Genomic DNA, 24,247 nt, shown 5'->3' with positions numbered 1-24,247 from the left:
TTAAACGTTTATTTTTAGCTACAATGCGGGAAGTATTCTCGCAACAACTTCATCATATTTCGTTTTTGCTTAAACTTCTTAGCCAATGTAGTAATCATTTCATATAATAGCGTGCAGTCGGCATTTTTGTCTTTTAAGCTTTTTTCTATTTTAATTAATAAATTAGTTGCTTCACGATAAGCGTCATTATTAGTTTGTCCAATTATGTTATTAAGTGATTTGTGATACAAGTCAATCGACTCTTGTGGGTATTGCGCCATAATTAAACCAGCCAACGTTATCAATTGACTCGACTTAACCTCATGTTTTGCAGCCCATGAACGTGCTTTTTCAATGTCATTTTGATCAATATAAAAATCCAGTAATTCACTCGGATAATTAGTAAAGCGATAAGCCCCTTGGTTTGATTTAGCCCCTTGTTCTGACAAAGAAAGCAATAGCTGCTCTACCTTTTGCACAAACTGCGCATCAATTATGCCGGTTTTTTGTTGCAATACGTGTAAATCTTTAAAGCCATTAAAAATCGGGTTATCTACAAATAACTGCCACGCGATTGCCCATGCGGCTTTAAATTCTGACAATTCAAGGCGAAGTTCTATTTCATCGCGTTTACATGCAAGCACTTCATGTGGCTTACTTGCCCGTTGATACGCTTGCTTTAAATAGTACTCGGCATCTAATAAGTCATTACGCGCTTTGCAAAGTGCAGCTATTTTTAAATAATCAGCTGAATCATGGGCTGTTAGTTTAATTAAACGCAGTTGCGCTTGCCAATCATCCTGCCCTTGCGCTTGTTTTATTAATATCGACGTAAGGCGTGTAAGCGCGCTTTTTTGCCTCCAATCATCAAAGTCAACGCCCGCGTGCAGTCGCTTTTCTATTGCAGTTGTACACAGTGCTAAAAACAAGGTATTTACACTGGGTGTTATATCAAAGTCATGCGGTACTCTCGGGAATACATCGTATTTGTAGTCTTCAAAGTGTTCAAAAATCCACTGCGCTTTTTGCTCATCAGACCAAGGCAGTTGATTAAAAAGCTCGGTCAGGTTTTGGTTAAGCTGCTCTTCTAAATCAAAGCGAAAGCCGCCGGAGTCATCAATGTCTTCAAGTACGGTGTTTAAACGCACCACGGCTTTAAAATTTAACTGCCATTGCTGATCAACGGGCCGTTTTTCTATCGCAGGAAATATCATTTCAAACAGTGAGTCAGCATCAGCAAAATAGCTACGTACTTCATTCCAGCCCCATACTGATTTTTTAGGCAAAGCTTTAGTGATAAGTTTGCTTAGCTCACCTGTACTCATGGCTTGCTTGTCGTTTGACATCATAAATACCCATTTATCGTATTCATGCTCTGACTCATCTAAAAAACCCATGATTATATCGGTAAGTTCATTAGCCGGTTTATCTAAAAACCACGCCATTAATGCCCCGCGTTCGTTGCCTTGTGTTGTAGCATCGGCGTTTGCATTGGCTAATTCAGTAGCAGATAAACTATTAACTTTGAGCGCCACGGCAATGGCATGTTTACATACCTCTTGATAATCGGCTGCGGGGCACGTACAGCTTGCCATACATTGTCCGCTTTCACTATTTTCTAAGGTGACTTTGTATTTATACTGCCCCGCCACGCTCGCCATTGCTTGATCACCCACAATAAGTAACTTACTGACATTATTTGATGCGTACAAACCATAACCCAAATCGTAAGTTTTACTGGCCACGCGTTGCTCTATTTCATTTAAATCAAACATACTCATTCTTATTCACTCATTGTGTTAATTGGCAAAGCATGTGGTTAAAAAAGCGCGTAAGCCTTCTTTAATTAATACATCGCTATTATTACGACTAAGCTCACCGCCCAATAAATGCGGGTAGCCTTGCTCGGCTAATAACTCAACCACCGCTTGTTCTAATTTGGCTTCAGTCAATTTCATCAAACATCCTTATTCTTTTTATTTTGGCCTTTCAACGCTTAGCTAAGGTTATTAATCGACTATTTCTTCATCAGTGACTACATCAGGTATTTGTAGCTCGCCAGAGATGAGTTTGGGTAACAGAGTGTCGCGGAGTTTTGTTAATTTGTAACACTCTTTTCTTAGAGTAATTTTTCGCTCATATATATCTTCTAGTAAACGATTGAATATCTCTATAGTTTTTTTGCTTGGTACTAAAAGCTTTGTAGCTAATATTCCATTTGCACTAATATTTGGCTGTGCACTTCCTTGAGCGGCACTTAAGATACCTTCCTCTACTCCAGGCTGATTTAACGCACTAAATAAAAAAGGATTTCCTTTTTCCATCTTTGGTGTAAGTTTACAGACACGTTGGTTTAAATAATAAGCTTCATTGTCCTCGCTAACTAGAACTCCAAATTTACCAACAGTTGCTCCAGTCATAGCCATTATAATATCGCCATCATTAAGCAAAAACCGCTGAAGTTTATCGATTACTTCGGGTGAAACCCTATTAACATCATTAATAGCTACAGAGCGATCTGTAGTAATATTTTTAATCTTAAGAACAGCAAAACCTGTCTCTGAAAAATCTTTTCCTTTAAAAGCATATCCACTTAGCCCATCAGCAATGTCTTTAAAAGTACCTTCTTCCCAGCCCTTAGGTATCCAGCCTAGTTGTTCGTTGTGTTCAAACTCATTAGGGAAGTGGGCGTGGGTGTTGGCGTGTTGGGTTAATATTTTAGGGTTGGCGTTTAAGTTTGCTTTAACGGGTGTTTCAGCGGCTTTTTCTGATACTTGCTCTGCTGCTTGTGTTTGCGCTTGTAATTCGTGAGCGAGCGCAATGAGTGACGCTTTGCATTGTGTCGCATTTTCTAAACTGTTCAGTGCCACTAAGCGGCGCTGTGCTTTTTGTTTTAACTCATCAGGCAAGCGGCTTTCAAGGTTGTCTAACTTAAAATCAACGCTGGCAAGTAGATTGTCGAACACCGGATCAAAATCAACAAACCAGCTTTTGAACAACGCCTGCGCCATTTGCTCTAAGGTTTGGTTGGTTTTTTGGTTCAGGGTCAATTTACTAACATAATCCATATACACTTTAACAATATAATCTTGCATTGTCCTTTCGGGTAGCTCTATCTCTAGATTTCTTACAGCTTCTTTTGTAATGGTTTTAGTTACTGAGCCATTTGCAAAACTTTTCACATAATCTTCATTGAGTTTTAAATACAAATATACAAAAGTAGAATTAGCTTTATCGTCGTCAATTCTTAGTAAAAATAAATTCATTGCAAGTGAAACAGGACAATTAAGCTCAGGCATTAAATAGCTACTACCTGCGTTAGCTATTTTATTCATTATAATATCGCCCGCCTTAACTTTTGATTTTTCTAGAAAGTTATAAGCATGTTCAGAAATATATTTTAGATTAGAGTCAAAGTTATTCTGTTCGAAATTTGTAGTCCTTATCATTACGGCATAATCGGGTTCATCGAACAACTCTACATTTTCTTTAAGCTTTTTATACGCACCGTTCGCATGATAATCCGTCAATAGAGAAAGTAAGCTCCCTAGTTTAACTTTACTCCCCATAACCCAACGCCTCCAAATTCTTACGAATGGCTTTATCAAGCTCATCGCTTTGCTTCATTCGGCTATCAACAACACCCACTATTTGTTTATTCATCATCTTGGCCTCTGGCTTGCTGGTTAAGCAACTGTGCTTGTACGCGTTCGCGTTCTTTTTGTAGTTCTATGCGCAGCTCTTCTTCGCTGGGTAAGTGGGCTAAATATTTTGCGGCAAAGAGTTGTTTTTGGTCGCTCAGTACGGAGTATTTAACAACGGCTTCGCTTTTTTCACTGCATAAGACCAAGCCAATAGTAGGGTTATCGTCGCTGCTGGTGTGTAGGTCATCGTACAAGCGAATGTAGGTATCCATTTGGCCTATATCTTGGTGTTTGAGTTTGCCAATTTTTAAGTCGAGCAATAAAAAACACTTGAGTTTAAAATTGTAAAAAACGAGGTCGATATAAAAGTCTTCGTCATCAAAACGGATGCGTTTTTGGCGCTCTACAAAAGCAAAGCCTTTACCTAGCTCTAATAAAAACTGTTGTAGGTTATTTATAATGCCTTGCTCTTGGTCGTTTTCTTGATAGCTTTTGTCTTGCAGGTTTAAAAAATCTAAAATGTAGGGATCGCGAAGGTAGTCTTTTGCGGATTCTGCCAATACTTGTGTGTTTTGTTGGGCTTCATGCTCAACGGGTTGTTTTTCTTTGCTAGACAATAAGCGTTCGTAATATAGCGTACCTATTTGACGTTCTAAGGCGCGTACACTCCAGTTTTGTTGACTGGCCTCTTGCATATACCATAAGCGAGCATTTTCATTTTCAATGCGGATAAGCGTTGAATAATGCGACCAACTCAATTTGGCAGACACTGTCTGCCATTTTGAAAAGGCTAAATAAAAACTGCGCAGTTTATAAATATGAATGACCAAAAACATATCCAACAATTTTCACAAAACAGTGAATCAATAAACACACCTAATCCATTACGCAAATTAAGAAAGGCTGAAAGTGTGCTTAATATTGTTCAAGCTGACATTCCTCAACCATGCATCATTGTACCCGCGATATTAACTGCCGGAGAGGCTACGCTACTTGCTGCCGGAGCTGGCTCTGGAAAAACCTATATATCTCAGTATATCGCTGCGTGTGTTGCTGCTGGCACTACTAGTTTTGGTAATGAGCCGTGCGAAGCTAAAAAAGTTTTGTATATTGATGCTGAATTAGGTTTGCATCAGATACAAGCACGTTTTGGCAATATTTTTAACGCGATAGGCGCTGAGACTGGCGGCCAAATTTAAATCACTACTTTTAACATCTAATGATATTTAACAGCGCCGCTGTTATGATTAAACATAACTTCAACAATAATTAAGTTTTGAAATGATAAGCGGTTTTAATAATGCCTAATTACTCTCTTGATGATTTACGTTATTTTTGCACTATAGTGAAATTAGGTAGCTTTAAAAAAGCATCCGAAAGTCTAAATCTATCATTATCAACCTTAAGCCGCAGAATACGTTTATTGGAGCAAACTCTACAGTTAACCTTACTTAATCGAGACGCTCATCGCGTTACATTAACTCATACAGGGGAGCTATATTACGCTCGCTACTGCAAACTGTTTGAGGAAGTTGACGCCATAGAGCAAGCGTTATCTGATGAGAAGCAGCAACCAAAAGGTAAAATTAGAATTTCTGCGCCAATTTACATGGGCAAGCATTTTTTAAGCGCTATTTTTTGTGATTTTTTACTGCTGTATCCAGAAATACAGTTAGATTTACGTTTTTCAAATGACTTAATTGATATCGAAAAAAAAGGCATTGATATTGCTTTTAGAGTAAGAAACCCTGCTATTGATAATTGGGTTATTAGAGAGTTGAAACTCACCCATAATATAATATGTGGCCGCCCTAACCAAACCACTCATTTAATTACCCACCCTGAGCAATTAGAAGAACAACCCAAAGTTATTTGCTTTGGATTAGCCCCGTGGCAATTAAAAAATAAACTGACTAATGAAGTGTATAACGTTGAGCCAAAAAAACACATTAGGCTTGAAGTTGATGAAATTCAAATGATGAAACATGCCGTAGAATCGGGTGTTGGCATTAGTTATATACCTGATTATATTGCATTGCCATTAATAGAGTCAGGAACGCTTGAGCGTATTCTTCCTGATTGGCAAAGTGAAGGGCAGCCTTTTTCTATGCTTTATCGCGACAGAAAACAAATCCCTCATCGTGTGAGGTTACTAATAGACTATACCTTGCAACACTTTAGCTAAAGCGCTGCAAGGTATTTTTTAATAACTCAGCCTCAGTACCATAACGCTATAAAAGTCGCTTAAAGTATTGCTGTAATTACTAAACGGCTTGCTTAAACGGATTGCGAGTATCTTGATGCTCATCAAGATTACGCATTAAAATAGCGTACGCTAAATCTAGTGCTTGAGGCAGCGCTATTTTAACAATATGGCCGGAACCTTTAGCATCGCTAATACTTTCACCCTTTTTATTTTCCATCTGCTCAAGTACAAAGCTAATATTACCTTGTGGGGTCATTAACTCTAATGAATGGCCAACACAAAACTTATTTTTTACATCAATATCAACTAAGCCGTTAGCATCTCTACCCAGCACTTCGCCAACAAACTGTTGTTTAGTTGATACCGAATGGCCGTATTCATAATTTTGATAGTCTTGGTGCGCATGGCGCTTTAAAAAGCCTTCGGTGTAGCCTCTGTGGGCTAAATTTTCTAAGGTTTTAAATAAGTTGGTATCAAACGGGCGACCAGCTACTGCGTCATCGATTGCTTTGCGATAAACCTGCGCGGTGCGTGCTACATAATAAAAAGACTTGGTGCGCCCTTCTATTTTTAAGCTATGTATACCCATTTGGGTAAGTTGCTCTACATATTGTACTGCTCGTAAATCTTTTGAGTTCATAATATAAGTACCATGCTCATCTTCATAAGCAGGCATATATTCACCGGGGCGACCTTGCTCCTCTAACATGACTATTTCGCTGCTAGGCGCGCCTTCACCAAGCGTAGGTATTATGCTTTTAGGATCGAACTTATGTACCATTTCGCCCGTTTCGTTTTCAACGCCCGGTTTTACATCGTAATCCCAACGACAAGCATTAGTGCATGTACCTTGATTTGGATCGCGTTTGTTTATGTAACCCGACAATAAACAGCGTCCAGAATACGCCATGCACAAGGCACCATGGACAAATATTTCCAGCTCGGTATTTGGGCAAAGCCTGCGTATTTCGGCAATTTCTTCTAGCGACAGTTCGCGCGATAAAATAACTCGCTCGATCCCCTGTTTTGCCCAAAATTGTACACTCGCGTAATTTACCGCATTCGCTTGTACCGATAGATGAATAGGCATAGTCGGCCATTTTTCTCGCACTAGCATAATTAACCCCGGATCAGACATGATCAGCGCATCGGGCTGCATAGCAATAACCGGCTCAATGTCGCGTAAATACGAGTTAACTTTAGCGTTATGCGGCGCAATATTAGATACCACATAAAACTTTTTATTCAGTGCATGCGCTTCATCTATGCCTATTTTTAATGTTTCAAGATCAAACTCATTATTACGTACTCTTAAGCTATAGCGTGGCTGCCCTGCATATACTGCATCGGCACCATAAGCAAAGGCATAGCGCATGTTTTTTAAGCTGCCCGCGGGCGATAATAGTTCAGGGGTAAACGCAAACGGCGGTGTATTTTTTGAAGAGTTAACAGTAGTTGATGGCATGAGCGCTCCATACATAAAACTGGTTACAAGCCAGTTGCATGAATAATTAACAAATACAATAAGTGTAGAGCGCGGCAGTATAAATGCAGCAAATTATTTGTATTTGATCGAGATCACAAAATAACAATCAAATTGGTTATTAATAATAATTAGTATTTTTACGTTAAAACGCGTATAATTCGCGCCCGTTAATATTCACACTTTCACTTAAAATTATTGGAGCATTAAGATGGCTTTAGAACGTACTTTCTCAATCGTAAAACCTGATGCAGTTGCTAAAAACCACATCGGCGCTATCTACAACCGTTTCGAAACTGCTGGCCTTAAAATCGTTGCAGCTAAAATGGTTCACCTTTCACAAGAGAAAGCTGAAGGCTTCTACGCTGAACACAGCGAACGTCCTTTCTTCGGTGCTTTAGTATCTTTCATGACATCTGGTCCAGTAATGGTTACCGTTCTTGAAGGCGAAAACGCTGTTCTTAAAAATCGTGAAATCATGGGTGCTACTAACCCTGCAGACGCACTAGCAGGCACTTTACGTGCAGACTACGCTGACAGCATCGACGAAAACGCTGTTCACGGCTCTGACGCTGTTGAATCTGCTGCTCGCGAAATCGCGTACTTCTTCGCTGACGAAGAGCTTTGTTCACGTACTCGTTAATTCGAACTCGTTAACATATTGAAAAGGGCTTTCGGGCCCTTTTTTAGTCATTATGTAAGGTATTAATCAGTAAACTTATAATGTTTTACTTAATGATTAAGCTGAGTGAATTGTGTACAATTCGTCCTCGTAAATTTTTATCTCCACCGTCACCGATTGAGGTTGTTTCATGACCGAGCAAAAAAAGATTAACTTATTAGATTTAAACCGAGAAGGGATGCGCGAGCTATTTGCATCGTTCGGTGAAAAGCCGTTTCGTAGTGACCAGGTGATGAAATGGATTTATCATTTTGGCGTAGACAACTTCGACGATATGAGCAACGTAAACAAAAAGCTTAAAGAAAAACTTAAAGCTGAATGCGAAATTGTTGCCCCAGAAATATCAGTGCGTCAACAAGCTAAAGATGGCACGATCAAATACGCATTAGTGCTTGAAGGCGGCCAAGAAGTAGAAGCTGTTTGGATCCCTGAAAAAGAACGCGCTACGTTATGTGTATCATCGCAAGTTGGTTGTGCGCTTGAATGTACTTTTTGCTCTACAGCGCAACAAGGCTTTAACCGTAACTTAAAAGTATCTGAAATTATTGGCCAGGTTTGGCGTGTAGCTAAAGATATTGGCCTTGATGGTCACAGCGAAAAACGCCCGGTAACAAACGTGGTAATGATGGGCATGGGTGAGCCACTCCTTAACGTTAAAAACGTAGTCCCCGCGATGGAACTGATGTTGGACGATTGGGGTTTTGGTTTATCTAAGCGCCGCGTTACATTAAGTACTTCAGGCGTGGTACCGGCTCTGGATTTACTAAAAGAAAAAATTGACGTAGCACTGGCTATTTCATTGCATGCTCCTGATAACGCACTGCGCGATATTTTAGTGCCCGTTAATAAAAAATACCCTATTGAAGAGTTTTTAGCGGCGTGTCGTCGTTATATCGATGGCTCTAAAGCAAATAAAGACGTAACCGTTGAATACGTTATGCTCAATGGTATTAACGACAGCACCGACCAAGCGCACGCATTGGTACAAACGCTTAAAGGCACTCCTTGTAAGGTAAACCTTATTCCGTTTAACCCATTTCCGGGTAACGAATATACGCGTTCGAGTAATAGTCGTATTGACCGTTTTTCTAAGGTTTTACAAGCAGCCGGCATTACTTGTATTGTACGTCGCCCTCGCGGTGATGATATTGATGCAGCGTGTGGTCAATTAGCTGGCGATGTTGTTGATAGAACAAAACGCTTGGCTAAAAAGAAAATGCGTGACGATAACGCGATTACCGTTAATATTCACCAAGCATAACCTCATCTCTAAATAGCAATCAGTCTTAATTAATACTTCATATCAAGACTGATTGCTTTTAAGTCGTTTATTTTTAAATAATTGATGCAACATAGATGCTTTTAGGTAAGATAGGCGCTATGGACAAAAAATAAAGAGACAAGGTAATGCGACCTTTACTAGTTTTAACTATATCTACGCTCGCCTTAGGCGGTTGCGTTACAGAAAATAGTTATAACGGCAGTGATAAACCCGTTGTCGAAAATAAAATTAATAGCGCAGGCGCAGCTCGAACTCGCATTGCCCTTGCTTTACAATATTTAAATACGGGTAATAACTCTCAAGCAAAATATAACCTTGAACGTGCCAGCGAATATGCGCCAAACCTACCCGAAGTCCACTACTCTTTAGCGTATTACTATCAACAAGTTGGTGAAAATAAACTTGCCGATTTAGCCTATCAAAAAGCACTTGCTATTAAACCTGACGATCCTAATACCTTAAATAACTATGGGGTATTTTTATGTGGTATAGATGAATACGACCGTGCTACTGATCAGTTTTTAAAAGCAATCGCAATACCCAGCTATATCCGTGTTGCCCAAAGCTACGAAAACTTAGCGTTGTGCGCTATAGAATTTGACGACTTTGATAACGCCGAAACTTATTTTCAGCAAGCAATAAATCACAGTTCTCAGCGCGCTTCAACGCTGATTAGTTTAGCGGCTTTATATTACGCTAAAAGCGATTTATACAAAGCAAGTGCACTGTTAAAGCGTTACGACGATACCGCGCAAATATCTCCGCGTGCTTTATTACTTAGTTATTTAATTAAACAGCGCATGGGTAAAATTGAAGAAGCAGAGAAAATTGCTGCAACTATCCTACAAACTTACCCAAGTAGTGAGCAGGCTTTTGCGATTAGAGATAGCCAAATAAAACAAACCGAATTTGAAGTTTTGCGCGAAAAATATCGTCAAGCGCAGCTCAATGAATTAAAACAAGATGGTAGCGAAGCGCAATTAAGTTCACAGCCTAAAATAAAAATAATTCGTAAAAAGCGTCCATCACAAAATGACTCAACAAGCTTAATTAGTGCTAATAAAACGCCCGTTGCAACAGTAACAGACCCAGCTGCAGTAATAGCAGAAGTTAAACCAGTTCTGCCATCAAGCAAAACTGTCGCACCACCAAGCCAGGCGAACGCTGTGCTTAACGCAAAACCAATAACAAACTCAACAAACCAAAGCAGTAAACAAGCTATTGTTAGCCCTTTAAGCGCGCAGCCTGAGACACCAACAAGCAACTTGCCTGCAGCACAGGCTGCAGCTAATAATAACGTTAAAATAATTTCTTTTGGTGCTCCTCAACCTGCTATTAACAGCGCTAATAAAGCAAATACAACTAACACTACTTTCAGCCAAGCGAGTGCTCAACCTAGTAATAATGGTCAGGTGGTTTTTTATAAGCCCACTAAAAATGCAGATGTATTTGCTAGCAATAACAGCAACGAACTTGACACCATAGAGCTGAGAAATGCGCCAACAAGTAACGACAATAAGCTACCTATGCTCAACCCTAAGGTTGCGCCGCTTACAGTCCCGTTTCATATTATAGAGTTTGGTGAAAACCTATTTAGCATTTCGGTACGATACAATGTTAAACTACAAAAGCTCCTATTATGGAATGGATTAAAAGAGTCAGATCGGGTAATGAATGGCAGTAAAATTTACCTTAACGATCCTAACATTTATTATGAAATTAAAGCTGGTGATACCCTTTTTGAAATAGCTACCCAGCGGCAGGTATTAATTGATGAATTAATGCGATGGAATAAATTAAGTCCTGATATAGCACTAACACCAGGGCACAATCTTTTACTAGTGGATCCAGACTCATACCTATTATGAATGAAGAAATTACTCAGCCCCAAAGCGAACAACCTTCTCTTGGGCAAATATTAAAAACACACAGAGAAAACGCTGACATTAGCCTTGCTACTATGGCAACACATTTAAAACTGACTGTGTTACAAGTACAACGCATGGAAAATGATGAATATCAGTTACTTGGCCCTACAACCTTTGTAAAAGGGTATATAAAAAATTATTGCCGAGAGCTAAAAATTGATCATACACCTATTTTGGCTATGCTACCTGCACCTACAACGCCTGAAAAACCCGTTGATATGCAGAGTTTTTCGCGTCGTACTGAAAAAGAAGCTAACGACAGTCGTTTAATGATTGCCAGCTATATTATTTTAGCCATTGTAATTGGCTCCTCTGCCTTATGGTGGTGGCAAAATTCTATGCCAATTGAAGAACAAACAAGTAATATTAATGTTGAAAACTCGATAATGAGTGAGCAACAAGAACAGGCTGCGCAAAGTAATATTGGCGCATCACAGCAGCAAGTTCAGGAAATAAATAATGTAGCATTACCGCAAAGTGAGCAATTAAGTGCGCTACCTAGCGGTAATAGTACAATTAACACCACTACTACAGCCCCTAACGAAGCAAACAATAGTAGTACTATCGTTATGCTTTTTAATGATGAGAGCTGGGTAGAAATTTATGATGCCGAAGGTGAAAAAATTGCGTTTGGAGTAAAAAAAGCAGGCTATGAAATGACCTTAACAGGCATAGCTCCTTTTTCGGTTGTGCTGGGTAAGCATGATGCAGTTAATATTACTCTAAACGGTGAAGCTGTTGACCTATCAGCTTTTCCAAAAAATCGTTTAGCTAAATTTAAATTACCACTAGCAGAGTAGCCGCTATGTTTTCAGAATCCCCAATAAAACGCAGAAAATCAACCCGTATTAATGTTGGTAATGTACCTATAGGTGATGGCGCGCCCATTGCCGTGCAGTCAATGACTAACACCGACACTATGGATGTAGATGCAACCGTAGCGCAAATTCAGGCAATACAAGATGCCGGCGCCGATATAGTGCGCGTATCTGTGCCAACTATGGACGCCGCTGAAGCGTTTAAAAGTATTAAAGAGCAAGTAACTATACCGTTAGTAGCCGATATTCACTTTGATTACCGTATTGCCTTAAAAGTAGCAAAATATGGCGTAGATTGTCTGCGTATTAACCCAGGTAATATTGGCAGCGAAGAGCGAATTAGGGCTGTGGTAGATGCGGCTCGCGAGCACAACATTCCTATTCGTATTGGTGTAAATGGCGGCTCATTAGAGCGCGATTTACAAGAAAAATACGGCGAGCCTTCGCCCGAGGCATTATTAGAGTCGGCAATGCGCCATGTAAACATATTGCGCCGTTTAGACTTTGATCAATTTAAAATATCAGTAAAAGCGTCTGACGTGTTTTTAGCTGTAGGTGCTTATCGCTTGCTAGCAAAAGAAATAGACCAACCTCTGCATTTAGGTATCACCGAAGCCGGTGGCATGCGCTCAGGCTCAGTTAAATCTGCAGTCGGTTTAGGCATGTTACTTGCCGAAGGAATTGGCGATACGCTACGTGTTTCGTTGGCAGCCGATCCGGTGCAAGAAATTAAAGTTGGTTTTGATATTTTAAAATCACTGCGTATTCGTTCTCGCGGTATTAACTTTATTGCTTGCCCTAGCTGCTCTCGCCAAGAGTTTGATGTAGTTAGCACCATGAACCAATTAGAAGAGCGCTTAGAGGATATTATTGAACCGGTTTCGGTCTCAGTGATTGGCTGTGTAGTAAACGGCCCTGGCGAAGCATTGGTAAGTGATATTGGTTTAGCCGGCGCTAGTCGTCGCTCAGGATTATATATTAATGGCGAACGCCAAAAAGCCCGCATAGATAACAATAATATTGTTGAACAACTTGAAGGCTACGTGCGCGATTTTATTGCAAAAAAACAAAACCAAACACCTATCGATATTAAAATCGTTGAGTAACACCTTTAATTAGTTAGTTTGGCCTTTATTTAAATTGTGCTATCGCTGGGTAACTTAGCAATAGCGCGCCTCTAAGCTCGCATTTACGTGTAAATTAGGGTTATAATATCGGGTCAATTTTTTTAGTTTTATGTTGTCGCAGTCAAGCATTGTACAACAACAGTTTTTAGGATTTAGCAGTGGCAAAACAAATTCAAGCAGTTCGCGGTATGAACGATTGCCTACCAGGCGATACTCAAGTTTGGCAAAAAGTAGAAAATATTTTACGCGAAACCGTTGCGTCGTTCGGTTATCAAGAAATTCGTTTTCCAATTGTAGAATCAACCGACCTATTTAAACGCTCTATTGGTGAAGTAACCGATATAGTAGAAAAAGAAATGTACACCTTTGCCGATCGTAATGGCGACTTACTTACGCTTCGCCCAGAAGGCACCGCTGTGTGTGTACGCGCAGGAAACGAAAATGGCTTACTGTATAACCAAGAGCAACGCCTTTGGTATATGGGCCCAATGTTTCGCCATGAACGTCCGCAAAAAGGCCGCTATCGCCAGTTTCACCAATTTGGTTTAGAAACCTTTGGTATTGCGAGTGCCGACATAGATGCAGAAGTTATTTTACTTACAGCGCAATTATGGGAATCGTTTGGGATTAGCGAACATGTACGTTTAGAGCTTAACTCGTTAGGTTCAAACGAAGCACGTGCCAATTACCGTGATGCACTGGTTGCCTATCTTGAGCAACACCTTGATGTACTAGACGAAGATTCAAAACGTCGCATGTATTCAAACCCGCTACGTGTACTTGATAGCAAAAACCCTGACGTGCAAGCAATTTTAATTAATGCACCTAAGCTATCTGAGCATTTAGACACTGAATCAAAAGAACATTTTGCAAATTTATGTGAACGTTTAGACGCAGCCGGCGTCAAATACACGATTAACGAAAAACTGGTACGTGGTTTAGATTATTACAACCGCACTGTGTTTGAATGGATCACCGACAGCTTAGGCGCGCAAGGTACTGTGTGTGCCGGTGGCCGTTACGATGGCTTAGTTGAGCAACTTGGTGGAAAAGCGACCCCTGCAGTAGGTTTTGCAATGGGCCTTGAGCGCTTAGTGCTACTGCTACAAGCACTTGAGTGTGTAGGTGATATTCGTCGTAATGCTGATGTATATTTAGCATCAATGGGCGACAAAGCCAGTATTCAAGCACCTATTATTGCAGCGACGCTTCGACGCGATGTGCCAAACTTACGCGTTATGGTGCATGCTGGCGGCGGCAACTTTAAAAAACAATTAAAACGTGCTGATAAAAGCGATGCACTCGTTGCCGTTATTATCGGTGAAGATGAATTAGAACAAGGCGTTGTGACCATTAAGTATTTACGCGAGCGTAAAGAACAAGTCACATTAGAATTAGAACAAGCTAAAGCGCTATTAGCAGAGCTTATTAATAGCTAATATTTTAATAAAAGCATATTAATGCCAAAGCTATCACAGAGGTAAAAATGGATATTTATTCAACAGAAGAACAACAAGCCGAAGCCATAAAGCGCTTTTTCCGTGAAAACGGCCTTTCTCTTGCACTAGGTGTAATTGTAGGTTTAGGTGGTTTATATGGCTGGAAAGCGTATAACCAAAACCAAATTACCACAGCTGAGCAAGCATCAGACGCTTACACAACATTGGTTTCAGGCGAAAGTGTATTATCGTCAGCTGATACTTTTATTAGCGAAAATAAAGATACCAACTACGCAACGTTAGCTGCATTTGTAGCGGCTAAAGATGCTGTAGAAGCAAATGACCTAGACGCCGCAAGCGAAAAGCTAAGCTGGATAGTGTCTAACGTAAAAAACGATGAATTAAAAGCCATTGCTATTACACGCCTAGCTCGCGTTCAAATTGCCCAGCAGCAGTATGATGAAGCGCTAACGTCGTTAAATGCATCATTACCTGACGCATTTTCTGCCAATGTTGCAGAGCTTAAGGGTGATATTTACACTAAGCAAGGCGACAAAAAACAAGCTCGCGCAGCATATCAAGCAGCGGTTGATGCCGGTGGACTAACCAGTAATCCACTATTACAAATTAAGTTAGATGACCTAGCAGTAACAAGCCCAGCGGCATAAGGTTTTAGCTATGAAAAAAATAACAATCGCAACGCTTGCACTTTGCATGGCAACTTTAATGGGTTGCTCGTCAAGTGATGACGAAGAAGAACTGGTTCTGCCTGAAATAGCCAACCAGTTCGAAACTAATATTGTATGGCAAGAATCAATTGGTAATGGTGTAGAGCATTATTTTTCACGCTTATCACCTGCTGTATATAAAGATACCGTATACGTTGCTAACCGCGAAGGCCAAGTAAAAGCACTTAAGCTAGAAAATGGCGATACGCTATGGAAAAGCGATGTGCGCCAAGATGTATCGTTTTGGCCATGGGCCGATAACGATAGTGCAAAATTATCGGGCGGAATATTACAAGCTTATGGTAAAATATATTTAGGTTCGGAGCATGGCTATGTTATTGCTCTAGATCGTGAAACTGGTGAAGAAGTTTGGCGTAAAAACGTACCCGGTGAAGCACTTTCAAAACCAGCTGCCGGTGACGGTTTGGTATTTGTAAATTTAGCTTCGGGTAAGTTATTAGCCCTTCATCCTGATACGGGTGAAGAACGCTGGCGCTTTGAGCAAGAAGTACCTGCGCTAACCTTACGTGGACAAAGCGCGCCTACTGTTGCAAATGGTGGTGTATTAGTTGGCCTAGAAACCGGCAAATTAAGCGTATTAATTTCAGACAGTGGTTACTCTGCATGGAGTGCCGAAATTGCAGTTGCTAAAGGTGCTTCAGAGTTTGAGCGTCTAGTTGATGTAGACACACAACCACTTATTAGCGGCCCATACGCTTATGCTATTGCTTATAATGGTAACCTAGCGGCAGTTGATATTCGTTCTGGTAATATTGTATGGAAACGTGAATACAGCAGTTACCGCGATATTGCCATGGATGCACAAAGTATTTATGTAGTAGATAGCAACGGTGTTATTTACGCATTGGATAAAGATTCAGGTATTGAACGTTGGAGCCAACCCGCTCTACGTGGTTGGTATTTAACAGGCCCTGCAGTTGCAGGTGAATATTTAGCGTTAGGTGATCAAGAAGGTAACCTACATTGGCTAAATAAAGTCACTGGCGAGCTAGTATCTCGTGAAGACTTTGACAGTTCAGGCTTTTTTGTTGAGCCTGTTGTTGCCAACGATAAACTGATTTTATATACCCGAGATGGGGAAGTTAGTGCGGTACAAATACCAAACTAACTTATGATTATTAGTATAACCCACTAATAGTTAATTATTTTTTGTAAGGCTTCGCAACGCGAAGCCTTTTGTTGTTTTTTAAAGAGGTAGTTTATGCTTCCCGTGATCGCTCTAGTTGGGCGACCCAATGTGGGCAAATCCACATTATTTAACCGTTTAACACGTACTCGTGACGCGCTCGTAGCCGATTTTCCAGGTTTAACTCGTGATAGAAAATATGGCCAAGCAAATTACGATGGCTATGAATTTATCGTGGTAGACACGGGTGGTATTGATGGTTCTGAAGAAGGCATTGAAATCGAAATGGCTGATCAGTCTCTGCTCGCCATTGAAGAAGCCGATATAGTACTGTTTTTAGTTGATGCCCGTGTAGGTATGACAGTAGCTGACCAAGCCATTGCTAATCACTTGCGCAAGCAAGAGAAAAAATGCTTTGTGGTTGCTAACAAAACCGACGGTATTGACGCCGATTCAAACTGCGCTGAGTTCTATCAATTATCGCTGGGCGAAATTCATCATATTGCTGCATCACATGGCCGCGGTATTACGTTATTACTTGAGCAAACGCTACAGCCTTTAATTGCTGAATTAGCGGCGCTTGATGAAGATGTAAGTAACGATGATGAAGAGCTTATCGATTTATACCAAGAAGACAGTGAAGATGACTCTCATCAAGCATTTGCAGACAAACCTGTAAAGCTAGCCATTATTGGTCGTCCTAACGTAGGCAAGTCAACACTTACCAACCGTATACTCGGTGAAGAACGTGTAATTGTTTACGATATGCCAGGCACAACCCGCGATTCTATTTATATTCCGATGACCCGTAACGACAAAGAATATATTTTAATCGACACAGCTGGTGTGCGTAAGCGTAAAAAAGTAAGCGACGTGGTTGAAAAGTTCTCAGTGATTAAAACCCTACAAGCAATTGAAGACTGTAACGTAGTGTTATTAGTCGTTGATGCTCGTGCGGGTATTTCTGATCAAGATTTAAGCTTATTAGGTTTTGCACTTAACTCTGGCCGTTCACTGGTTATTGCGGTGAACAAATGGGATGGCTTAGACGATTATGTTAAAGATCGTATTAAATCAGAACTAGATCGTCGCTTAGGCTTTATCGACTTTGCCCGTTTACACTTTATATCGGCATTACACGGTACTGGCGTAGGTCATTTATTTGAGTCGGTAGATGAAGCGTACGAATCAGCTACTAAGCGTATAAGCACCGCAATGTTACGTCGTATTATGGACATGGCACAAGCAGATCATCAGCCGCCACTTGTTCGTGGTCGCCGTGTTAAGCTTAAATATGCGCATGCCGGTGGTTATAACCCACCACGTATCGTTATTCATGGTAACCAAGTTCATGATTTACCTGATAGCTATAAACGCTACCTAATGAACTACTACCGTAAAGCACTGAAAATTATGGGCACACCTATCAAAATCGAATTTAGAGAAGGTGATAACCCATTTGCCGGACGTGTTAATAAAATAACACTATCGCAAAAACGTAAAATTCGTGCGTTTAGTAAAGAAAACCGTAACAAATAGGTACTAGGTACTAGGTACTAGGTACTAGGTACTAAAATATTAAATGGCGTACATTAAATGTACGCCATTTTTTTGTTTAAAATAAAGTATTACGCAACCGCTTTATGAATAAGCCCAACAAGCGGCGCCGGTAATGTAATCTTACCTGTAAGTACAAACTCATGCGCTTCATCAGACATTTTTTGCCATGTACGGCGAATGATACCCATCCATTTTTCTTCATTATAATCTGGTTTTGCATTGGCAAACCCAAGCATGTAATGCTCAATAAACACCAAACTTGCTACATCTTCTACTAATTGGCTGTCTAGATTGCGCTTAATATCTTTTTTAGCAACAGCGTTATAAACACGGTTTTGGTCTGTATCGCTAAACCCAGCTTGTTTCATTAATTCAACGACTAGTGACGCATGAAAAATATAAAGAGCACTGCGCCATTGATGATAACCCTGTTTATTCATTTCAAAATCGCTACGTGGCGACTTCCAACGCTGAATATGCTGTGCACGCACTGCAATTTGCATAAGCTCATCGGCATCAGGTTTAAAGCGAGTTAGCATTTCGCTCATACGCTGTGAGTATAAATACTCTTTTGGAAAACTTTCTCCATTGTGCTGCTCAGTATTTGGGTCTTGGTTATTCGCTTCATCAATCAGCGTTATTACTTTATTAAACATGACGACCTTTATTATAATTAGTTTTTATCATTCTAAACGCTGATAAAACAATAAACTAGTGCCCCAATCAGTTATGAAGTGAAATTTGTTCAATCAAAAAGTAAAGCCTAGAGGCACAAGTTATAAAAGTAAGCGCATTGATTAAGTTAACTTGGTACTATATTGAGCACAAATTAAAATAAAAAAGCGCGACTAACTCGCCAATAACGGATGACTATGTTTAAAAAAAGTATTTTAGCTATTTGTTTAGCTGTTGCACCACTACCAAGCCTAGCCGACAGTAACACTGATTTAAAAACGATTATTGATAACCATTGGCAAAATGCAAAAGCCGAAAAAATATTCTTTCGTACCGATCCAGACGGCTGGAAACCCAGTGGTACATTGCCACATTGGACCGAGCAAGCCATTGCGAAGCGCCAAGCTTACAACAACAGTGTGTTAAAAAACTTAGCTAGTATTGACCCTAAAACGCTCAATAGCGAGCAGCTAATGAACTATCGTTTATTTAAATATGAGCGAGAAACAGAGCAGCAAAGCTACCTTTTTCAAGATAAGTATTTTCAAGTTAACTTTTTAAGTGGCTGGCATACTTACTTTGCCGAAGCACCGGCTAATATGGCGTTTTTAACGCCTGATGATTACAACGCATTTTTAGTAAGCCTTGCCGACTACCCTCGCTTTAATCAAGAAAACATTAACTTGATGAAAGAAGGTATTGAAAAGGGTTACACGCACTACTGCAAAACATTTGAAAATTACAGCCAGAGTATTAACGCTCATATTGTTAAGCAACCTGAAAACAGCGCCTTATACGAGCCCTTTACACGCATACCAAATACATTTACAGCAGAGCAAAAGGCAACATACCAAAACAAAGCAAAAGCCTTAATTAGCTCAAAAGTAGTTCCGGCTTATCAACACTTTTACGACTTTTTTGAAAACGATTACATGCCTAACTGTAGAGCGCAGCCGGGTATTTCAAGCGTTAAAGGCGGGCTTGAGTATTACAAATATACAGTTAATTACTACACCACAACCAATGCCACACCAAAGCAAATACACGAGCTTGGCTTAAAAGAAGTGGCACGTATAAAAACACAAATGCAAAACATCATTGATAAAGTAGGCTTTGATGGCTCTTACAGCGATTTTTTAGAATTTTTAGCAACCGACGAGCAATTTTACGCAACAGACGCGCAAGACCTGCTTGAAAAAACAGCCTTTATTACGCAAAAAATGTATGGCAAGTTACCAACCTATTTTAATCATTTACCACGTAATACCTTTACTATAAAAGGCTCAGCGAGTCGCGGCGCGTTTTATATGCCACCTGCTGATAACCGCTCCCCTGGCACTTACTTTTTAGCCTCAACACCTAAATTGCAACCTTTGTATAATTTAGAAGCGCTAAGCCTGCACGAGGCAATACCAGGGCACCATTTACAAAACGCTATTGCAATGGAGTTAGATGTACCCGAATTTAGACGCACACTTAGCCATTCAGCATTTGGTGAAGGCTGGGCACTTTACACCGAACGTTTAGGTAAAGAAGCCGGCTTTTATCAAGACCCATACAGCGACTTTGGTCGTTTAGGTTACGAAATGTGGCGTGCCGTGAGACTCGTTGTTGATACCGGTATTCATGCATTTGGCTGGAGCCGCCAAAAGGCAATTGACTACTTGGCAGATCACACTGCTTTGCCACAAAGCGCGGTCGAGGATCAAATAGATCGTTATATTTCATGGCCAGGCCAAGCGCTCTCTTACAAAATGGGCGAAATAAAAATACGCGAACTACGTGCAAAAGCCGAAAAAGAGCTAGGTGCTAAGTTTGATATACGCAGCTTTCACGACACCGTAATCGGCCAAGGGTCACTCCCTATGGAAGTGCTAGAAGATGTAATAAACGATTGGATAACAGAGCAAAAATCAGCTATTTAAATTTTAATAGAGACGGCTTACTTAGCCGTCTCTATTAGTTAAGTAAACTGCCGAGCTAATTAAAATACCTAACCATTAATCCTCACCCGCTTTTGCTTCGTACCACTTTAGAGTTTAAAAACCTGAGCAAACCTATGAGCAAACGTATTTTATATTGGCTACAAAACGATTTACGAATAGACGACAACCCTATTTTAAGCGAACTTGCTACTGGGCAATGTGCGCTCGATATTGTATTTGTAATAAACCCGCACTGGTTTAAAAATAATAACCACCAACAAAAGCCATATGGCGTGCACAAACAACAGTTTTTAATGCAAAGCTTATTTGAGCTGCAACAAGCACTTATTGAACGCGGGCAAACTCTTCACGTACTTGAGGGCGAAACTTTTAGTGTTTTAAAGCAGCGCATAGCTGAGCAACACATTGACGAAGTAGTGTGCAGTGAACATGTTGGAACCTATGAGCAGCGTCAACTCGCCCGACTAAAAGCACATTGCTCACATGTCATATTTAAAACAACTCAACAAGATACTCTATTTCAACAAAGTGATCTCCCTTTTGATTTAAACGAGCTACCTAAAAGCTTTACCCCATTTAGAAAAAAAGTAGAGGCGGTAAACATACCTATAACAACCTCAACCCTGCCTAAAGGTTTACTCCCTCAACCTATAACATTATGTGCGGCCAAACCAATTGAGCTTAGTGAATATACTGATGACAACAACGCGATAATGCACGGCGGATTTAAAAGTGTGCAAGCTCATTTAGCGCAGTACTTTTCGGGCTTACTGCCAAGTACCTATAAAACAACTCGAAACGAGCTTGATGGCTTTAATAACACCACAAAATTTAGTACCTGGCTTGCCTTTGGCTGTGTAAGTGCACGGCAAGTTTATAAAGCGGTTGAAGAGTACGAACATAAACATATTGCAAACGAATCTACTTATTGGATTAAGTTTGAATTGCTATGGCGAGAGTATTTTAAATGGCATGCACTCAATGCGGGCAACAGCCTGTTTAGCTTTAAAGGCCAAAAACAAACCAAGCCCCTTACTACGTTTATGCCAAATCGCTTTGCAGCGTGGTGTAATGGCTCAACGCCCTACCCATTAGTCAATGCCATTATGAATGAGCTTAATGCTACTGGTTATATATCAAACCGAGCAAGACAAGTTGCAGCAAGTTGTTTAGTTAACGAACTTGGCCTTGATTGGCGCTATGGCGCGGCTTATTTTGAACAACAATTGATTGATTACGATGTAGCCGCTAATTGGGGTAATTGGCAATATATAGCGGGTGTAGGGGTCGACCCGCGTGGTGGTAGGCACTTTAATATTGAAAAACAAACCGCGCAGTTTGATCCGCACGCTGTTTACACTAATAAATGGCAAGGCAATGAAAATACCAGCACACAGCTGGATACTTTAAACGAAGTTGATTGGCCAATTTAAGCCGCCAATCAACTTTTACCAAATAACGTTTAAAACAGCTCAGCAATGCCTATATTAATGGCAAAGCCGCCTAACGTTAAAAACAAAAATAAACACAGCGCCAGTAACAGCGGTTTAATACCCGCTTGGCGAATTGCCCCAACATGTGTGCGTAAACCCAAAGCCACCATAGCAATAGTGAGTAATATATTATCAAACCATACAATAGCGCTTGTAACCACTTGAGGAATAATAGAGAGTGAATGCACACCACTTGCCACAATAAATAACACTGCAAACCAAGGGATGGTAATACCCGTTTTTTGCTCGCCGCCATGCACGTTATTGTTTGTTTTTGCATGCTTTTTACTTTGCCAAAACGATAAACCCACTAAAAATGGCGCAAGCATCATTACGCGTAGCATTTTTTCTATAACGGCGGTATCTGCAGCATTGGCGCTTACAGCAGTGCCCGCTGCAACCACTTGCGCTACTTCATGAATAGTTGAGCCTACAAAAATACCGTAAGCGTGTTCACTCAGTCCCATAAACTCAAACATGATTGGGTAGGCAAACATGCTTAACGTGCCAAACACCACCACCGTTGCCACCGCTACCGATACTTTATGTGCCTGCGCTTTTATAACTGGCTCGGTTGCCATTACAGCTGCTGCGCCACAAATAGAGCTACCTGCGCCAATTAATATTACTGTTTGCTCATCAAGCTTAAATACGCGCTTACCTAGCTGCACTGCCAAAATAAATGTGCCTAACAGCATTACTATATCGGTTAATAGGCCATGCCAGCCTACACCCGCTACTTGCGCAAAAGTAATTCTAAACCCAAATAAAATAACGCCCGCTTTGAGTAATATACTTTTAGCGTAATCAACACCTATATCGGTTTGCGTAGCAATACGCGAAAACACACTGTTACCCACAATAATGCCAAGCACTATACCAATAGTTAAAGAGCTAAATTGCGCACTTTGCATTATAGGTAACTTACTTAATGCAACAGATGCCCCCGCCAAAACAACCACCAGCAGCATACCTAACCACCAGCGCGCATCGCCGTATTGCATAGTATTAATACCCAAATTTTTAATAGCGCTAAGCATAATATTCTCTCAATTGAACAACGTTAAACTGTTGACTTCATTTTAAGAAAGCGCAAAATATAACTCCAATACATTAAAATCATGATTCGATAACTTAAAGTTATGTGATTTGAGAGACACAATGAACTTGCATGCACTTCGGGTGTTTTATACGGTAGCAAAGCTTGGTAGTTTTTCAGGCGCAGCTGAGGCGCTTTTTATAAGCCAGCCTGCGGTATCTAAAGCGCTAAAAGAACTTGAGTATCAGCTAAATATACAACTTATTGAGCGCGCATCTAAGGGTAAAAAACTCACCTTGAGTGAAGGCGGACAAGCACTTTTTGAACATGCTCGTAGTATTTTTGCCATTGAGAAAGCCGCCATTGAAGATATTAAATCGCGCACAGGGCTTAAGCGTGGCACGCTCGTTATAGGCACTAGTACAACCATTGCCAGCTATTGGCTACCGCCCTATTTAGCTAATTTTTGCGCGCAGTACCCCCATATTAAAGTAGAAGTACAAGTGGCTAATACCGCGCAAATTGAGCTTGCCCTACTAGAATGTACTATCGATTTAGCACTGGTTGAAGGCACACCTATCGAGCCGCATATTATAAGTAAGCACTGGCAAAACGATTTAATGAGTATCGTTATACCCAGTAACTTTAAGCCCGCTAAAAACTTAAATGCATGGTTAAACAAACAGTTTTGGCTACTGCGCGAGCCGGGCTCGGGCACTTTAGAAATGTCGGTTAAGTTATTAGCCCAACATGGCGTAATAGCAGAGCGCAGTATGCAATTGGGCAGCAACGAGGCAATAGCAAGGGCTGTTGCTCAAGGTATGGGGGTCGCTTTATTGCCAAACGTAGTTACTGAGGATTTAGTGCAGTTAGGTAAATTAACGCGCCTGAGCCAAAAAAATAACGAGCAACTCTCTCGGCCACTTTATCAACTGCATTATAAAGACAGACCGTCTTCACACGCTGCGCAAGCGTTCGAAAAAAGCCTGTTTAGTGAATAGTGATTATGTGAGTTAAACTAGAACTGATCTGTAAGTAACGAATGAGCGGTTTGAAGACACTGGTTATACC

21 protein-coding genes are annotated in these 24,247 nt (G+C 40.5%); 14 read left to right on the top strand and 7 right to left on the bottom strand.

Annotated elements, in window-relative coordinates; translation table 11 throughout:
* Positions 1-14 precede the first annotated feature (14 nt).
* The 4 genes from AAEZ18_RS12515 to AAEZ18_RS12500 all read right to left on the bottom strand — a co-directional run bounded on the left by AAEZ18_RS12515 (position 15) and on the right by AAEZ18_RS12500 (position 4,459).
* A complete protein-coding gene (locus AAEZ18_RS12515) occupies positions 15-1,754 on the bottom strand; it encodes an SWIM zinc finger family protein (RefSeq protein WP_350594913.1) in 1,740 nt (579 codons plus the stop codon).
* A gap of 24 nt (positions 1,755-1,778) precedes the next feature.
* The gene (locus tag AAEZ18_RS12510; protein ID WP_176359677.1) at positions 1,779-1,937 is read right to left on the bottom strand and encodes a hypothetical protein; all 159 of its coding nucleotides are present in this window, start codon (positions 1,935-1,937) and stop codon (positions 1,779-1,781) included.
* 51 nt (positions 1,938-1,988) lie between these two features.
* Positions 1,989-3,548 carry a restriction endonuclease subunit S gene (locus AAEZ18_RS12505; protein WP_350594915.1) on the bottom strand — a complete coding sequence of 520 codons (1,560 nt, stop codon included), beginning with the start codon at positions 3,546-3,548 and terminating at the stop codon, positions 1,989-1,991.
* An 86-nt stretch (positions 3,549-3,634) separates the two neighbouring features.
* Entirely contained in the window at positions 3,635-4,459 is an 825-nt protein-coding gene (locus AAEZ18_RS12500) for a PDDEXK nuclease domain-containing protein (protein ID WP_502935383.1), read from the bottom strand.
* On the opposite strand from AAEZ18_RS12500, the gene AAEZ18_RS12495 reads away from it, so the two are divergent.
* Positions 4,442-4,822 (top strand): AAA family ATPase, encoded by a 381-nt coding sequence (locus tag AAEZ18_RS12495; RefSeq protein ID WP_350594919.1) that lies wholly within the window; start codon positions 4,442-4,444, stop codon positions 4,820-4,822. The two genes, AAEZ18_RS12500 and AAEZ18_RS12495, sit on opposite strands and share 18 nt — an antisense overlap.
* A 101-nt stretch (positions 4,823-4,923) precedes the next feature.
* Positions 4,924-5,808 (top strand): LysR family transcriptional regulator, encoded by an 885-nt coding sequence (locus AAEZ18_RS12490; protein ID WP_011329784.1) that lies wholly within the window; start codon positions 4,924-4,926, stop codon positions 5,806-5,808.
* Positions 5,809-5,887: 79 nt separating this feature from the next.
* Here AAEZ18_RS12490 and trhP read toward each other — a convergent pair whose 3' ends face one another.
* Positions 5,888-7,294, bottom strand: a complete 1,407-nt coding sequence (gene trhP, locus AAEZ18_RS12485) for a prephenate-dependent tRNA uridine(34) hydroxylase TrhP (RefSeq protein ID WP_011329783.1) — start codon at positions 7,292-7,294, stop codon at positions 5,888-5,890.
* Positions 7,295-7,523: 229 nt separating this feature from the next.
* Between trhP and ndk the strand changes: the two genes are divergently transcribed.
* The 9 genes from ndk (at position 7,524) to der (ending at position 18,002) form a co-directional block, all read left to right on the top strand.
* Positions 7,524-7,955 carry a nucleoside-diphosphate kinase gene (ndk, locus tag AAEZ18_RS12480; protein WP_011329780.1) on the top strand — a complete coding sequence of 144 codons (432 nt, stop codon included), beginning with the start codon at positions 7,524-7,526 and terminating at the stop codon, positions 7,953-7,955.
* Positions 7,956-8,124: 169 nt separating this feature from the next.
* Positions 8,125-9,255, top strand: a complete 1,131-nt coding sequence (gene rlmN / locus AAEZ18_RS12475) for a dual-specificity RNA methyltransferase RlmN (protein ID WP_086998182.1) — start codon at positions 8,125-8,127, stop codon at positions 9,253-9,255.
* A gap of 146 nt (positions 9,256-9,401) precedes the next feature.
* Complete coding sequence (pilW, locus tag AAEZ18_RS12470) at positions 9,402-11,144, top strand: type IV pilus biogenesis/stability protein PilW (RefSeq protein WP_086998185.1); 1,743 nt, start codon at positions 9,402-9,404, stop codon at positions 11,142-11,144.
* The gene (locus tag AAEZ18_RS12465) at positions 11,141-12,004 is read left to right on the top strand and encodes a RodZ domain-containing protein (protein ID WP_350545661.1); all 864 of its coding nucleotides are present in this window, start codon (positions 11,141-11,143) and stop codon (positions 12,002-12,004) included. The genes pilW and AAEZ18_RS12465 overlap by 4 nt, the downstream gene beginning before the upstream one ends.
* Before the next feature lie 5 nt (positions 12,005-12,009).
* Complete coding sequence (gene ispG / locus AAEZ18_RS12460; RefSeq protein WP_086998188.1) at positions 12,010-13,128, top strand: flavodoxin-dependent (E)-4-hydroxy-3-methylbut-2-enyl-diphosphate synthase; 1,119 nt, start codon at positions 12,010-12,012, stop codon at positions 13,126-13,128.
* A 179-nt stretch (positions 13,129-13,307) separates the two neighbouring features.
* Positions 13,308-14,588, top strand: coding sequence for a histidine--tRNA ligase (gene hisS, locus AAEZ18_RS12455; protein WP_011329775.1), 1,281 nt, complete (start codon positions 13,308-13,310; stop codon positions 14,586-14,588).
* Positions 14,589-14,635: 47 nt separating this feature from the next.
* A complete protein-coding gene (locus tag AAEZ18_RS12450) occupies positions 14,636-15,256 on the top strand; it encodes a YfgM family protein (RefSeq protein WP_011329774.1) in 621 nt (206 codons plus the stop codon).
* Between the two features lie 10 nt (positions 15,257-15,266).
* A complete protein-coding gene (gene bamB / locus AAEZ18_RS12445) occupies positions 15,267-16,445 on the top strand; it encodes an outer membrane protein assembly factor BamB (protein ID WP_011329773.1) in 1,179 nt (392 codons plus the stop codon).
* Between the two features lie 93 nt (positions 16,446-16,538).
* Positions 16,539-18,002, top strand: a complete 1,464-nt coding sequence (gene der, locus AAEZ18_RS12440; protein ID WP_011329772.1) for a ribosome biogenesis GTPase Der — start codon at positions 16,539-16,541, stop codon at positions 18,000-18,002.
* An 89-nt stretch (positions 18,003-18,091) separates the two neighbouring features.
* Here der and AAEZ18_RS12435 read toward each other — a convergent pair whose 3' ends face one another.
* Entirely contained in the window at positions 18,092-18,679 is a 588-nt protein-coding gene (locus AAEZ18_RS12435) for a DUF4202 domain-containing protein (protein ID WP_089369092.1), read from the bottom strand.
* A gap of 216 nt (positions 18,680-18,895) precedes the next feature.
* Between AAEZ18_RS12435 and AAEZ18_RS12430 the strand changes: the two genes are divergently transcribed.
* Positions 18,896-20,623, top strand: coding sequence for a DUF885 domain-containing protein (locus AAEZ18_RS12430; protein ID WP_024605507.1), 1,728 nt, complete (start codon positions 18,896-18,898; stop codon positions 20,621-20,623).
* A gap of 134 nt (positions 20,624-20,757) precedes the next feature.
* On the top strand, positions 20,758-22,077 hold the full coding sequence (locus tag AAEZ18_RS12425; protein WP_089369091.1) for a DASH family cryptochrome: 1,320 nt from the start codon (positions 20,758-20,760) through the stop codon (positions 22,075-22,077).
* A 29-nt stretch (positions 22,078-22,106) separates the two neighbouring features.
* On the opposite strand, the gene AAEZ18_RS12420 is transcribed toward AAEZ18_RS12425, so the two are convergent.
* Positions 22,107-23,177, bottom strand: coding sequence for a YeiH family protein (locus tag AAEZ18_RS12420; RefSeq protein ID WP_089369090.1), 1,071 nt, complete (start codon positions 23,175-23,177; stop codon positions 22,107-22,109).
* A 121-nt stretch (positions 23,178-23,298) separates the two neighbouring features.
* Here AAEZ18_RS12420 and AAEZ18_RS12415 point away from each other — a divergent pair, with 121 nt between their 5' ends.
* Positions 23,299-24,177 carry a LysR family transcriptional regulator gene (locus AAEZ18_RS12415; RefSeq protein WP_089369089.1) on the top strand — a complete coding sequence of 293 codons (879 nt, stop codon included), beginning with the start codon at positions 23,299-23,301 and terminating at the stop codon, positions 24,175-24,177.
* Positions 24,178-24,247 lie beyond the last annotated feature (70 nt).

This window comes from Pseudoalteromonas sp. 19-MNA-CIBAN-0066 (assembly GCF_040308705.1).
GTDB classification, from domain to species: domain Bacteria; phylum Pseudomonadota; class Gammaproteobacteria; order Enterobacterales; family Alteromonadaceae; genus Pseudoalteromonas; species Pseudoalteromonas nigrifaciens.
Note: the sequence above shows the minus strand (reverse complement) of the source record. Positions and strands in the feature narration are given on the sequence as shown.

Coding starts and splice junctions, on each gene's coding strand:
- AAEZ18_RS12515 (WP_350594913.1), bottom strand. CDS start 1,754: ATGTTTGATTTAAATGAAATAGAGCAACGCGTGGCCAGTAAAACTTAC.
- AAEZ18_RS12510 (WP_176359677.1), bottom strand. CDS start 1,937: ATGAAATTGACTGAAGCCAAATTAGAACAAGCGGTGGTTGAGTTATTA.
- AAEZ18_RS12505 (WP_350594915.1), bottom strand. CDS start 3,548: ATGGGGAGTAAAGTTAAACTAGGGAGCTTACTTTCTCTATTGACGGAT.
- AAEZ18_RS12495 (WP_350594919.1), top strand. CDS start 4,442: ATGAATGACCAAAAACATATCCAACAATTTTCACAAAACAGTGAATCA.
- AAEZ18_RS12500 (WP_502935383.1), bottom strand. CDS start 4,459: ATGTTTTTGGTCATTCATATTTATAAACTGCGCAGTTTTTATTTAGCC.
- AAEZ18_RS12490 (WP_011329784.1), top strand. CDS start 4,924: ATGCCTAATTACTCTCTTGATGATTTACGTTATTTTTGCACTATAGTG.
- trhP (WP_011329783.1), bottom strand. CDS start 7,294: ATGCCATCAACTACTGTTAACTCTTCAAAAAATACACCGCCGTTTGCG.
- ndk (WP_011329780.1), top strand. CDS start 7,524: ATGGCTTTAGAACGTACTTTCTCAATCGTAAAACCTGATGCAGTTGCT.
- rlmN (WP_086998182.1), top strand. CDS start 8,125: ATGACCGAGCAAAAAAAGATTAACTTATTAGATTTAAACCGAGAAGGG.
- pilW (WP_086998185.1), top strand. CDS start 9,402: ATGCGACCTTTACTAGTTTTAACTATATCTACGCTCGCCTTAGGCGGT.
- AAEZ18_RS12465 (WP_350545661.1), top strand. CDS start 11,141: ATGAATGAAGAAATTACTCAGCCCCAAAGCGAACAACCTTCTCTTGGG.
- ispG (WP_086998188.1), top strand. CDS start 12,010: ATGTTTTCAGAATCCCCAATAAAACGCAGAAAATCAACCCGTATTAAT.
- AAEZ18_RS12450 (WP_011329774.1), top strand. CDS start 14,636: ATGGATATTTATTCAACAGAAGAACAACAAGCCGAAGCCATAAAGCGC.
- bamB (WP_011329773.1), top strand. CDS start 15,267: ATGAAAAAAATAACAATCGCAACGCTTGCACTTTGCATGGCAACTTTA.
- der (WP_011329772.1), top strand. CDS start 16,539: ATGCTTCCCGTGATCGCTCTAGTTGGGCGACCCAATGTGGGCAAATCC.
- AAEZ18_RS12435 (WP_089369092.1), bottom strand. CDS start 18,679: ATGTTTAATAAAGTAATAACGCTGATTGATGAAGCGAATAACCAAGAC.
- AAEZ18_RS12430 (WP_024605507.1), top strand. CDS start 18,896: ATGTTTAAAAAAAGTATTTTAGCTATTTGTTTAGCTGTTGCACCACTA.
- AAEZ18_RS12425 (WP_089369091.1), top strand. CDS start 20,758: ATGAGCAAACGTATTTTATATTGGCTACAAAACGATTTACGAATAGAC.
- AAEZ18_RS12420 (WP_089369090.1), bottom strand. CDS start 23,177: ATGCTTAGCGCTATTAAAAATTTGGGTATTAATACTATGCAATACGGC.
- AAEZ18_RS12415 (WP_089369089.1), top strand. CDS start 23,299: ATGAACTTGCATGCACTTCGGGTGTTTTATACGGTAGCAAAGCTTGGT.